This window comes from Bacillus sp. FSL R12-0074, assembly GCF_038005725.1.
Lineage (GTDB): Bacteria > Bacillota > Bacilli > Bacillales > Bacillaceae_G > Bacillus_A > Bacillus_A mycoides.
On record NZ_JBBOTR010000001.1, the window covers coordinates 67,262 to 80,000 of the forward strand.

Below are 12,739 nucleotides of genomic sequence, written 5' to 3' on the forward strand. Positions count from 1 at the left end.
GAAAGGTGATTGCGAAGTTGAAAGATGCATTTGTTGAAAAAGTAGATGACTTTGTAAAGCAGCATGATGTATTAAAGAAACATTCAACAATTGTTGTAGGGGTTTCTGGTGGTCCTGACTCTTTGGCTCTTTTATATTATTTGTTAGAAAAAAGGGCAGAAAAACAGCTAGAAATTGTAGTAGCACATGTGGACCATATGTTTAGAGGTAATGAATCTTATGAGGATTTACAGTTTGTACAGGGTCTCTGCAAAGAGCTAGGAGTTATTTGTGAAACGCTAAGGATTAATGTGTCGCAATATCAACAGCAATATGGAATGAATGCACAAGTTGCAGCTAGAGAATGCAGATATGCATTTTTGGAAAGAATAATGAAGAAATATGATGCGAGATATGTAGCTCTTGGTCACCATGGAGATGATCAAGTAGAGACGATTTTAATGCGCCTTGTACGAGGGAGTACTCCGAAAGGATACGCAGGAATTGCAGTGAAGCGATCTTTTCATAATGGATATTTAATTAGGCCGTTACTTGGGGTAACTAAGGAAGAAATTGTTGATTACTGTAATAAATTAAAAGTTATTCCGCGTATAGATCCGAGTAATAAAAAAGAAGTATATACAAGGAATCGATTACGTAAATATGTCCTTCCTTATTTGAAAGAAGAAAATCCACAAATGCATGAGAAATTTCAAAAATTTAGCGTGCAGATGCAAGAGGATGAGGCTTATTTGCAGGAATTAGCTTTTGAGAAAATGAATAAAGTAATTACAAAAAAAAGCGATAAACAAATTAGCTTATCAATTCCTGCCTTTGAATCCATGTCTATGCCTTTACAAAGAAGAGGGATTCAACTAATATTAAACTATCTTTATGAATATAAGATTCCATCTTCGCTTTCTTCTATACATATTGACAAGGTGATTGAATTTTTTAAGCGGGCACAACCTTCAGGTTCACTAGATTTTCCAGGTGGTTTGAAAATTGTTCGCACATACGAAGAATGTGGTTTTGGATTTAAACAAGAAATTGTTTCTCCTTTTTCGCAAGATTTATCAGTACCTGGGACAATTATATTGCCGAATGGGGATAAACTTGTAACAGAGGTGAGCGAAGATATACCGAGTAACATGAATGAAACAGTATTTGTTGCTAAGTATAATGATATATCGTATCCACTTCGTATTCGGTCTAGGGAAAATGGAGATCGCATGTCAATGCAAGGTATGGATGGTACAAAAAAGATAAAAGCTGTTTTTATCGAAGCGAAAGTACCAAAAGAAAAAAGAGAAGAATGGCCGATCGTTTGTGACGCAAGTGGAAATATTATTTGGGTACCCTTGTTGAAACGATCTGCGTTTGCTACTTCGAAAGAGCTAGCAAAGAAGGGTAAATACATGATTATTCACTACAAAAGCAAGGAGTCTTCCGGGAGGATAATGAAATGATGAATCAAGATATCGAAAAAGTATTAATTTCTGAAGAACAAATACAAGAAAAGGTGCACGAACTAGGTGCAGTTATTGCAGAGGATTACAAAAATACAGTACCTCTTGCGATTGGTGTACTAAAGGGTGCAATGCCATTTATGGCAGATTTATTAAAGAGAACAGATACATATCTTGAAATGGATTTTATGGCTGTATCTAGCTACGGTCACTCTACAGTTTCGACAGGCGAAGTAAAAATCTTAAAAGATCTTGATACTTCGGTAGAAGGTCGCGATATTTTAATCGTTGAAGATATTATTGATAGCGGTCTTACACTAAGCTATTTAGTGGATCTGTTTAAATATCGTAAAGCGAAATCTGTAAAAATTGTTACTTTATTAGATAAGCCAACAGGCCGTAAGGTTGATCTGAAAGCAGATTATGTTGGATTTACTGTTCCTCATGAATTTGTTGTAGGATATGGATTAGATTATAAAGAGCAGTACCGTAATCTTCCTTATGTAGGAGTATTAAAACCAAGTGTTTACTCAAATTAATTAAATATAGGCGTTACAATTGTATAGGAAATTTTTTTTATGTTACGATTTACTATAGTGTTTATGCCGTGAGAGGAGGTTAGGAATGAATCGTATCTTCCGTAATACCATCTTTTATTTACTGATATTCTTAGTAGTAATTGGAATCGTGAGCTATTTTAATGGTTCGACGCAAAAAACGACATCAGTTAGCTACGATAAATTCATTACTCAACTTGAAAAAGGTGAAGTGCGTAATGTGCAGCTTCAACCGAAAAATGGTGTGTTTGAGGTAAAGGGACAATTCAAGACTTCTAGCCAAGGAGAACAATTTGTTACTTATGCACCAAATACTGAGGAATTACAAAAGAAAATTAATGATAAAGCGCAAGGGGCTGAAGTTAAGTATCAACCAGCAGAAGAAACAAGTGCTTGGGTAACGTTCTTTACTTCTATCATTCCGTTTGTCATTATTTTCATTTTATTCTTCTTCTTATTAAACCAAGCTCAGGGCGGCGGTAGCCGTGTTATGAACTTCGGGAAAAGTAAGGCGAAGCTATACAATGATGAAAAGAAAAAAATTCGTTTCAGAGATGTTGCTGGAGCGGATGAAGAGAAACAAGAACTTGTTGAGGTAGTTGAATTCTTGAAAGACCCTCGTAAGTTCGCTGAAGTTGGTGCCCGTATTCCGAAGGGTGTTCTATTAGTGGGACCTCCAGGTACAGGTAAAACTTTACTAGCACGTGCTGTTGCAGGTGAAGCAGGCGTTCCGTTCTTCTCTATTAGTGGTTCTGACTTCGTAGAGATGTTCGTCGGTGTCGGTGCATCCCGTGTACGTGATTTATTTGAAAATGCAAAGAAAAATGCTCCTTGTATCATTTTCATTGATGAAATTGATGCAGTAGGACGTCAACGTGGCGCGGGTCTTGGCGGTGGTCATGATGAGCGTGAACAAACGTTGAACCAATTGCTTGTTGAAATGGATGGATTCGGTGCAAACGAAGGTATTATTATCATCGCTGCGACAAACCGTCCTGATATTCTTGATCCAGCGTTATTACGTCCAGGTCGTTTTGACCGTCAAATTACAGTAGATCGTCCAGATGTAAATGGTCGTGAAGCTGTACTTAAGGTACACGCTCGTAATAAACCGCTTGATGAGAATGTCAATTTAAGAGCAATTGCAACTCGTACACCAGGATTCTCTGGTGCCGATCTTGAAAACTTATTAAACGAAGCTGCTTTAGTAGCTGCGCGTCAAGATAAGAAGAAAATTGATATGAGTGACATCGATGAAGCGACGGATCGTGTTATTGCAGGTCCAGCTAAGAAAAGTCGCGTTATCTCTGAAAAAGAACGTAATATCGTTGCATTCCATGAGGCTGGCCATACTGTAATTGGTGTTGTCCTTGATGAAGCAGATATCGTTCATAAAGTAACAATTGTCCCTCGTGGTCAAGCTGGTGGATATGCGGTAATGCTTCCGAAGGAAGATCGTTACTTCATGACAAAACCAGAGTTACTTGATAAAATCACTGGTTTACTTGGTGGTCGAGTAGCTGAGGAGATTGTATTTGGTGAAGCAAGTACAGGTGCTCACAACGACTTCCAACGTGCGACTGGTATTGCAAGACGTATGGTTACAGAATTCGGGATGAGTGATAAGCTTGGACCGATGCAATTTGGTAGCTCACAAGGTGGTCAGGTATTCTTAGGAAGAGACTTCCATTCAGAACAAAACTACAGTGATGCAATCGCGCATGAAATTGATGTGGAAATGCAAATAATTATTAAAGACTGTTATGCTCGTGCGAAACAAATTCTTACTGAAAAACGAGATAAGCTTGATATTATCGCGAAAACGTTACTTGAAGTAGAAACATTAGATGCAGAGCAAATTAATCATTTATATGATTATGGCAGATTACCTGAGCGTCCAACATCTTCAGATGATGTGAAAGTAAACATCAATATGAAGAAAGACGATGAAGATACAGAAGATAAGTAAGAAAAAAAGGAGTGACAATAGTCGCTCCTTTTTTTTGTGGAATGAATTTAAGTGGCAAAAAAAATTGAATGAAACTAGTATTAAAAATTGAAATAGAGAGTAATCTTTTTGTACAATGATGAGTATAGAAAAACTGATTATATAAGTATGTGTGATATGATGTTTTTATAAGTTTTATACATACTGCGCAAATATAGATTAAATAAGATAAGTGGTGAGAATATGATTTTTGTATTGGATGTAGGGAACACAAATGCGGTACTAGGTGTGTTTGAAGAGGGAGAACTTCGTCAGCATTGGCGCATGGAAACAGATCGTCATAAAACAGAAGATGAGTATGGGATGCTTGTAAAGCAGTTACTTGAGCATGAAGGTCTTTCTTTTGAAGATGTGAAAGGTATTATTGTGTCTTCAGTCGTACCGCCAATTATGTTCGCTTTAGAGCGTATGTGTGAAAAGTATTTTAAAATTAAACCGCTTGTAGTGGGGCCTGGGATAAAAACTGGCTTGAATATTAAATATGAAAATCCACGTGAAGTAGGCGCGGACCGAATTGTAAATGCAGTAGCAGGAATCCACTTATATGGAAGTCCGCTTATTATTGTTGATTTTGGTACGGCTACTACATATTGTTATATTAACGAAGAGAAGCATTATATGGGTGGCGTCATTACGCCAGGAATTATGATTTCGGCAGAGGCTTTATATAGCAGGGCAGCAAAGCTTCCTCGTATTGAAATTACAAAACCGGGTAGTGTTATCGGGAAGAATACAGTAAGTGCAATGCAATCAGGTATTCTTTATGGATACGTTGGACAAGTGGAAGGTATTGTTAAGCGTATGAAGGAAGAAGCTAAGCAAGAACCGAAAGTTATTGCAACAGGTGGATTAGCAAAATTAATTTCAGAAGAATCAAATGTAATTGATATTGTAGATCCGTTTTTAACGTTAAAAGGTTTGTATATGTTATATGAGCGTAATGCAAATTTACAACATGAGAAGGGTGAATAAATAAGTATGAAAGATTATTTAGTAAAAGCGTTAGCGTTTAATGGAGAGGTTCGTGCTTATAGTGTACGTACAACAAATACAGTAAGTGAGGCGCAAAAGCGTCATGATACATGGAGAACAGCTTCAGCGGCACTTGGTCGTTCTTTAACTGCGGGTACAATGATGGGTGCTATGTTAAAAGGCGAGCAGAAGTTAACGATTAAAGTAGAGGGTAACGGTCCGATTGGTCCTATCTTAGTCGATGCTCATGCAAATGGGGATGTACGTGGTTATGTAACGAATCCGCATGTTGATTTTGAAGGAACGGAACAAGGAAAATTACGTGTATATCAAGCGGTAGGTACAGAAGGATTTGTAACGGTAATTAAAGATATCGGTATGCGTGAACCGTTTATTGGTCAATCTCCCATTGTTTCAGGAGAACTAGGGGAAGATTTCACATATTATTTCGCGGTTTCTGAGCAGACACCTTCTTCTGTAGGTGTTGGTGTTCTTGTAAATGGAGATGATAGCGTATTAGCGGCGGGTGGATTCATTCTTCAAATTATGCCAGGTGCGCAGGAAGAAACAATTTCATTTATTGAAGAGCGTCTTCAACAAATCCCGCCAGTATCACAATTAATCGAACAAGGTCTTTCTCCAGAAGAATTACTGTATGAAGTGCTTGGAGAAGATAAAGTGAAAGTGCTAGAAACAATGGATGTTCAATTTAATTGTACATGTTCACGTGAGCGTATTGAAAGTGTGCTAATTAGTTTAGGTAAAGCGGAGTTAGAACAAATTCGTGCAGAAGAAGAAGAGACGGAAGTTCACTGTCACTTCTGTAATGAACGACATAAATTCGCTAAAGAAGATATTACAAGTCTAATTGAGAAGCTGTAATAAAGAAGTTTAGGTGGAGAATCAGCCGCCCAAATAGATTGACAAACAGGGAATTTTCTGACAAAATCTAAATATAGATAAAACCAATAAAAATACTCGGTGTTAGGAGTGACAGGAATGCGAGTGGCACAATCAGTTTCAGAATTAATCGGGAAAACGCCGATCGTTAAGTTGAACCGCATCGTAGAATCAGACAGCGCAGATGTATACTTAAAATTAGAATTTATGAATCCGGGGAGCAGTGTTAAAGATCGTATCGCGTTAGCTATGATTGAAGATGCTGAAAATAAAGGATTATTAAAAGAGGGCGATACAATCATTGAGCCGACAAGTGGTAACACAGGTATTGGCTTAGCGATGGTAGCAGCTGCTAAAGGATATAAGGCAATTTTAGTAATGCCAGAAACAATGAGTATTGAGCGTCGTAATTTATTACGCGCTTACGGTGCTGAATTAGTATTGACTCCAGGACCTGAAGGAATGGGCGGAGCAATTCGAAAGGCAACTGAATTAGCAGAAGAACATGGGTACTTTATACCACAACAGTTCCAAAATCAAGCGAATCCAGAAATCCATCGTATAACAACAGGCCCAGAAATTGTTGAACAGATGGGGGATCAATTAGATGCTTTTATCGCAGGTATTGGTACAGGTGGAACAATTACAGGTGCCGGTGAAGTGCTGAAAGAGGCTTATAAAGATATCAAAATTTACGCGGTAGAACCTGCGGATTCACCAGTATTATCTGGTGGAAAGCCAGGACCACATAAGATCCAAGGAATTGGAGCGGGGTTTGTTCCGGAGACATTGGATGTAGAGGTATATGATGAAATTATTCAAGTGAAAACGGAGCAAGCGTTCGAATATGCGAGAAGAGTGGCTAAAGAAGAAGGTATTTTAGTTGGTATCTCTTCGGGAGCAGTCGTTTATGCAGCGACAGAAGTTGCGAAGAAATTAGGTAAAGGGAAAAAGGTACTTGTTATTATCCCAAGTAACGGTGAACGTTATTTAAGTACACCACTTTATCAATTTGAGTCATAAGTGAATGTGATTTGAAAAGCATCCTTAAAAAAGGATGCTTTTTCTTTTTTGATTGGAAAAAGGAAAAGAGTGAATGACTAGAAAACTTCATGTAAAATAAGAAGTAGTATAATTAATTTATTTTCACTAGCCCTCAAGTATAATCATTCTCTATATAAATAATTTTATGTAGTTTGATTTGATTGGCTTAAGAGGGTGGGATAACAGAAGACGGGGTGTTGATATGCAAAGAAGAAAATCTTTAGCGCTTTCTATTCCATATCAGTTAGATTTCTTTAAGCAATATAAATTTCTTTCTCAGGATAAGCCGCAACATATTTTGTTAGAAAGTGGACGTGGTGGTCGTTATAATATTGTTGGGCTGGATCCAGTAGCGGTAATTCAGGGTAAGAATGAGACGTTACATATAAGTGAAAGTGGTAAGGAAACAATAAAGCGAGGGAATCCGTTAGATTTAATGCAAGCGTATATGGAGAAATGGAAAACGGATTATAATCCGGAGTACCCACCTTTTCAAGGTGGGGCAATTGGATACTTTAGTTATGATTGTATCCGTTATATTGAAAAACTTTCGTCTCTTGCGAAGGATGATATTAATATACCTGACATATTCTTTTTGTTATTTGATGACGTGTTTGTGTATGATCAACAGGAGAGAGTATTATGGATTATTACGCATTATGTAGATGAGTGTGAAGAGGCAGAAGAACGATTAAATGAATGGAAGGGTCTTTGGATGAAAGAAGCCCCCGAAGTGACTATGCCGTTTGAATCTCCTGAAAAGAAAAATGAAGCAGTCGCTTTTACGGAAGAGGGCTTTATGAAGGCCGTTGAACGTATTCAAGAATATATTGGAGCGGGTGATGTGTTTCAAGTAAACTTGTCGACAAGACAAGAAAGAACATTACAAACACATCCACTAGAAATATATACAAGTCTTCGTGAAATTAATCCATCTCCATATATGGGTTACTTGGAGTTTGGAGATTTTCAAATTGTTAGTGCTTCGCCTGAATTGCTAATTAAAAAGCAAGGAAAAGAAGTGAGTACAAGACCGATTGCTGGTACGCGCTCTCGAGGAGCAAGTGAGCAAGAGGATGAAGAATTAGCGAAAGAATTAATTGAAAATGAAAAGGAAAGAGCAGAGCATGTAATGCTTGTGGATTTAGAACGAAATGACTTGGGCCGGGTTTGTAAATATGGCACTGTTGAAGTAGATGAATTTATGGTAATTGAAAAGTACTCACACGTTATGCATATTGTTTCTAATGTGCGTGGTGAGGTGGAAGCAGATAAAGATGCTTTCGATTTGGTGAAGGCTGTATTTCCTGGTGGGACAATTACCGGTGCCCCGAAAATACGTACGATGGAAATTATTGAAGAATTAGAACCTGTTCGCCGAGGAATTTATACAGGGTCAATTGGTTGGATTGGTTATTCTGGAGATACGGAATTGAATATTATAATCCGAACACTACTTGCTAAAGATGGACAAGCGCATGTGCAAGCTGGAGCGGGTATTGTAATTGATTCAAATCCAAAAAATGAATATAAAGAGTCGTTAAAAAAAGCAATCGCTTTATGGCGTGCAAAAGAAAGTAGCGAAGAAACGGTTAGGTGAGAGAAATGATATTAATGATTGATAATTATGATTCTTTTACATTTAATTTAGTGCAGTTTCTTGGAGAACTTGGACAAGAGCTTGTTGTTAAGCGTAATGATGAAGTGACTATTTCGGATATTGAGAATATGAAACCAGATTTTTTAATGATTTCGCCAGGTCCATGTAGTCCTAATGAGGCGGGAATCAGTATGGAGGTTATTAAATATTTTGCAGGTAAGCTTCCGATTTTTGGGGTCTGTCTTGGACATCAATCAATTGCGCAAGTATTTGGAGGGGATGTTGTCAGGGCAGAGCGTTTGATGCATGGAAAAACATCTTTAATGCATCATGATGGGCAGACGATTTTTTCTGATATCCCAAATCCATTTACCGCGACACGTTATCACTCTCTTATCGTTAAAAAAGAGACGTTACCGAATTGTTTAGAGATAACATCTTGGACTGAAGAAGGTGAAATTATGGCGCTTCGTCATAAAACGTTGCCGATTGAAGGGGTACAATTCCATCCGGAATCTATTATGACTTCTCACGGGAAAGAATTGCTACAGAATTTCATTCGCAAATATAGCCCAAGTGTGAAATCGTGTTAATTTACGTAAATGGCGCGTATGTAGAAGCGAGTGAAGCGAAAATTTCTCCTTATGACCACGGTTACCTATATGGACTTGGGGTTTTTGAGACATTTCGTATTTATAATGGTCATCCCTTTTTATTGGATGATCATTATGAACGCTTAATGGATGCGCTCGATATATTGCAAATCAAATGGACAATGACAAAAGATGAAGTGATGCTTATTTTAAAGAATCTACTTGTTAAGAATGGGTTAAAGCATGCATATGTGCGCTTAAATGTATCGGCGGGTATAGATGAAATAGGATTACAAACGGAAGTATATGAAGAACCGTCTGTTATTGTTTTTATAAAATCTTTAGCATCTCCAGGGAATGTAGTGGAAAAAGAAGGAGTTATTTTAAAACAAGTGAGAAATACACCAGAGGGTGCATTTCGCTTGAAGTCCCATCATTATTTAAATAATATTTTAGGGAAACGCGAAATTGGAAATGTTGTGAATAAGGAAGGTATTTTTCTTACCGAAACAGGTTATGTTGCAGAGGGTATTGTTTCGAATCTCTTTTTTGTTAAAGGAGATATTTTATATACTCCTTCATTAGAAACAGGGATTTTAAACGGAATCACTCGTGCGTTTATTATAAAGGCTGCTGAAGAGCTAGATATAGAAGTAAAGGAAGGTTTCTTTACAAAAGATGAATTGCTTTCAGCGGATGAAGTGTTCGTAACGAACTCTATTCAAGAGATTGTCCCCCTTTATCGTATAGAGGAGAAAGATTTCCCGGGTAAAGTGGGAGTGGTTACAAAAAGACTTATGGATCTTTATGGAGTGCAGAGAGAGAAATTGTGGAGCAGAAATGAATTGCGAAGAGGAGATGTGTAGTTTGAAGTGGGATTATGATTTGCGCTGCGGCGAATATACATTGAACTTAAATGAAAAGACATTAATTATGGGGATTTTAAATGTAACGCCAGATTCATTTTCTGATGGTGGGAGTTACAACGAAGTAGATGCTGCGGTGCGACATGCGAAAGAAATGAAAAGTGAAGGTGCCCATATTATTGATATTGGCGGCGAATCTACCCGCCCGGGTTTCGCTAAAGTTTCAGTAGAAGAGGAAATAAAGCGAGTTGTTCCAATGATTCAGGCAGTGTCAAAAGAAGTAAAGCTACCTATTTCTATTGATACGTATAAAGCTGAGGTTGCGAAACAAGCGATTGAAGCTGGTGCTCATATTATTAATGATATTTGGGGAGCGAAGGCGGAACCGAGGATTGCTGAAGTTGCAGCCTATTATGATGTGCCCATTATCTTAATGCATAACCGAGATAATATGAATTATCGCAATTTAATGGCCGATATGATTGCTGATTTGTATGAAAGTATTAAAATTGCTAAAGATGCTGGTGTGCGAGATGAGAATATTATTTTAGACCCAGGTATCGGTTTTGCGAAAACACCTGAGCAAAATTTAGAAGCGATGCGCAATTTAGAACAGTTAAATGTACTTGGTTACCCAGTTCTCTTAGGTACTTCAAGAAAGTCCTTTATTGGCCATGTGTTAGATTTGCCAGTGGAGGAACGTCTTGAAGGAACGGGAGCTACCGTTTGTCTTGGTATTGAAAAGGGCTGTGAGTTTATCCGTGTTCATGATGTGAAAGAAATGGCGCGTATGGCTAAGATGATGGACGCGATGATTGGTAAGGGGGCAAAGTAATTGGATAAAATTTATATCCATGATATGGAGTTTTACGGTTATCATGGTGTATTCCCAGAAGAAAATAAATTGGGTCAGAGATTTAAAGTGGATTTAACGGTGGAGTTGGATTTAAAACGTGCAGGAGAAAGTGACGACTTAGAGTATTCTGTCAATTACGGGGAGCTTTTCGAACTATGTAGAAAAGTGGTTGAAGGTAGAACGTATAAGCTTGTAGAGAGTATCGCTGAAAATATCGCTACAGATATATTGAAACAGTATGAGAGTATTTCACAGTGTACAATTAAGGTAATTAAACCGGATCCGCCGATACCGGGACATTATCGTGCTGTAGCGGTAGAAATTACGAGAGAACGTCCATGAATAATATAGCGTACATTGCATTAGGTTCCAATATTGGGGAGCGTTATACTTATTTAACTGAAGCAATTCAGTTTTTAAATAAAAACCAGCATATCCAAGTTGATGATGTTTCGTCTGTATATGAAACTGATCCGGTTGGCTATACTGACCAAAATTGCTTTTTAAATTTAGTTATAAAAATTTCTACCAATTTATCACCGCAAGAATTATTGAAAGTAACACAAAAGGTAGAGAATGACCTAGGAAGAAAAAGGGAAATTAGATGGGGCCCGAGGACCATCGACCTTGACATTTTACTATATAATCAAGAAAATATTGAAGCAGAGAATCTGATTGTTCCGCATCCGCGGATGTTTGAAAGAGCTTTTGTTATCGTTCCGTTGTTAGAGATTAATCAAGATATAAAACAAAACATTTCACGTTCACAAGTAGAAGAAATGAAAAGGCGAGAGGGAGTAACGGTATGGAAGCAGAAAAATGGGGAAGACGCATTCGTGCTTTTCGAAAGCTAAAAGGCTATACGCAAGAAGGTTTTGCGAAAGAATTAGGGGTATCTGTATCGGTTTTAGGTGAAGTTGAGAGGGGCAATAGATCACCTTCCCAAGATTTTGTAGTAGAAGTCGCTAAAACATTAAACGTTTCAATAGACGAATTGATGCCGAAGTGACCGTAAAGGAAGGAGTAAGTCGGGTGTTAAAGATTGCAAATATTGAGATGAAAAATCCAGTTGTACTAGCACCGATGGCGGGAGTGTGTAACTCTGCATTCCGTTTGACGGTAAAGGAATTTGGTGCAGGTTTAGTTTGTGCTGAAATGGTAAGTGATAAGGCAATATTACTTAATAACAAAAGAACATTAGATATGTTATATATCGATGAGAGAGAAAAGCCATTAAGTTTACAAATTTTTGGTGGAGAGAAAGAAACTCTTGTAGATGCTGCGAAATACGTAGATAAATATACGACAGCAGACATTATTGATATTAATATGGGGTGCCCAGTACCGAAAATCACTAAGTGTGATGCAGGAGCAAAGTGGCTTTTAGACCCAAATAAAATATATGAGATGGTAGCGGCGGTTGTAGATGCTGTTGAAAAGCCAGTTACAGTTAAAATGCGTATTGGTTGGGATGAAGAACATATTTTCGCAATAGAAAATGCTAGAGCTGTTGAGCGTGCTGGTGGACAAGCGATAGCGGTTCATGGGCGTACACGAGTGCAAATGTATGAAGGTAAAGCGGATTGGAATATTATTAAACAAGTAAAGCGGGCTGTAAATATTCCGGTTATCGGAAATGGTGATGTCGAAACACCACAAGATGCAAAGCGTATGCTTGATGAAATTGGTGTAGATGGTGTTATGATTGGTCGCGCTGCTCTTGGAGATCCGTGGATGATTTATCGTACGGTAAAGTATTTAGAGACAGGTGAGTTAATGCCGGAACCAACAGTGCGTGAGAAAATTGATGTATGTATGTTGCATCTAGATCGTCTTATCGATTTAAAGAACGAAAATGTTGCCGTAAGAGAGATGAGAAAGCATGCAGCTTGGTA

The 12,739-nt window shown here is 37.9% G+C and carries 14 protein-coding genes (1 of these 14 only partly in view); all 14 read left to right on the forward strand.

What is annotated here, in order from left to right; all coding sequences use genetic code 11:
• The first annotated feature begins 17 nt into the window (after positions 1-17).
• On the forward strand, positions 18-1,448 hold the full coding sequence (tilS, locus tag NSS97_RS00360; RefSeq protein ID WP_002107305.1) for a tRNA lysidine(34) synthetase TilS: 1,431 nt from the start codon (positions 18-20) through the stop codon (positions 1,446-1,448).
• On the forward strand, positions 1,445-1,987 hold the full coding sequence (gene hpt / locus NSS97_RS00365; protein WP_002124550.1) for a hypoxanthine phosphoribosyltransferase: 543 nt from the start codon (positions 1,445-1,447) through the stop codon (positions 1,985-1,987). The genes tilS and hpt overlap by 4 nt, the downstream gene beginning before the upstream one ends.
• Positions 1,988-2,072: 85 nt before the next feature.
• On the forward strand, positions 2,073-3,974 hold the full coding sequence (ftsH, locus tag NSS97_RS00370; protein WP_002091565.1) for an ATP-dependent zinc metalloprotease FtsH: 1,902 nt from the start codon (positions 2,073-2,075) through the stop codon (positions 3,972-3,974).
• A 222-nt stretch (positions 3,975-4,196) separates the two neighbouring features.
• Complete coding sequence (locus tag NSS97_RS00375; RefSeq protein ID WP_002009692.1) at positions 4,197-4,985, forward strand: type III pantothenate kinase; 789 nt, start codon at positions 4,197-4,199, stop codon at positions 4,983-4,985.
• A gap of 6 nt (positions 4,986-4,991) precedes the next feature.
• Positions 4,992-5,867, forward strand: coding sequence for a redox-regulated molecular chaperone HslO (gene hslO, locus NSS97_RS00380; RefSeq protein WP_002009693.1), 876 nt, complete (start codon positions 4,992-4,994; stop codon positions 5,865-5,867).
• A 117-nt stretch (positions 5,868-5,984) separates the two neighbouring features.
• Positions 5,985-6,908, forward strand: a complete 924-nt coding sequence (gene cysK / locus NSS97_RS00385) for a cysteine synthase A (RefSeq protein WP_002130221.1) — start codon at positions 5,985-5,987, stop codon at positions 6,906-6,908.
• Positions 6,909-7,131: 223 nt separating this feature from the next.
• A complete protein-coding gene (gene trpE / locus NSS97_RS00390) occupies positions 7,132-8,529 on the forward strand; it encodes an anthranilate synthase component I (RefSeq protein ID WP_044444394.1) in 1,398 nt (465 codons plus the stop codon).
• 5 nt (positions 8,530-8,534) lie between these two features.
• Positions 8,535-9,122 carry an aminodeoxychorismate/anthranilate synthase component II gene (gene pabA, locus NSS97_RS00395; RefSeq protein WP_044444395.1) on the forward strand — a complete coding sequence of 196 codons (588 nt, stop codon included), beginning with the start codon at positions 8,535-8,537 and terminating at the stop codon, positions 9,120-9,122.
• The gene (gene pabC, locus NSS97_RS00400; RefSeq protein WP_044444396.1) at positions 9,116-9,988 is read left to right on the forward strand and encodes an aminodeoxychorismate lyase; all 873 of its coding nucleotides are present in this window, start codon (positions 9,116-9,118) and stop codon (positions 9,986-9,988) included. The genes pabA and pabC overlap by 7 nt, the downstream gene beginning before the upstream one ends.
• Positions 9,963-10,823, forward strand: a complete 861-nt coding sequence (gene folP / locus NSS97_RS00405) for a dihydropteroate synthase (protein WP_002167275.1) — start codon at positions 9,963-9,965, stop codon at positions 10,821-10,823. Before pabC ends, folP begins: the two co-directional genes overlap by 26 nt.
• Positions 10,824-11,186: a dihydroneopterin aldolase gene (gene folB / locus NSS97_RS00410; protein ID WP_044444397.1), complete on the forward strand. Its 363-nt coding sequence runs from the start codon at positions 10,824-10,826 to the stop codon at positions 11,184-11,186.
• A complete protein-coding gene (gene folK, locus NSS97_RS00415; RefSeq protein WP_002130229.1) occupies positions 11,183-11,698 on the forward strand; it encodes a 2-amino-4-hydroxy-6-hydroxymethyldihydropteridine diphosphokinase in 516 nt (171 codons plus the stop codon). The genes folB and folK overlap by 4 nt, the downstream gene beginning before the upstream one ends.
• Positions 11,650-11,853, forward strand: a complete 204-nt coding sequence (locus tag NSS97_RS00420) for a helix-turn-helix domain-containing protein (protein WP_002009706.1) — start codon at positions 11,650-11,652, stop codon at positions 11,851-11,853. Before folK ends, NSS97_RS00420 begins: the two co-directional genes overlap by 49 nt.
• Before the next feature lie 23 nt (positions 11,854-11,876).
• Positions 11,877-12,739, forward strand: partial view of a tRNA dihydrouridine synthase DusB gene (gene dusB / locus NSS97_RS00425; RefSeq protein ID WP_341111204.1) — the 5' portion only. 136 nt of this gene lie beyond the right edge of the window; the window shows 863 of its 999 coding nt (coding positions 1-863); the start codon lies at positions 11,877-11,879; the stop codon falls past the right edge of the window.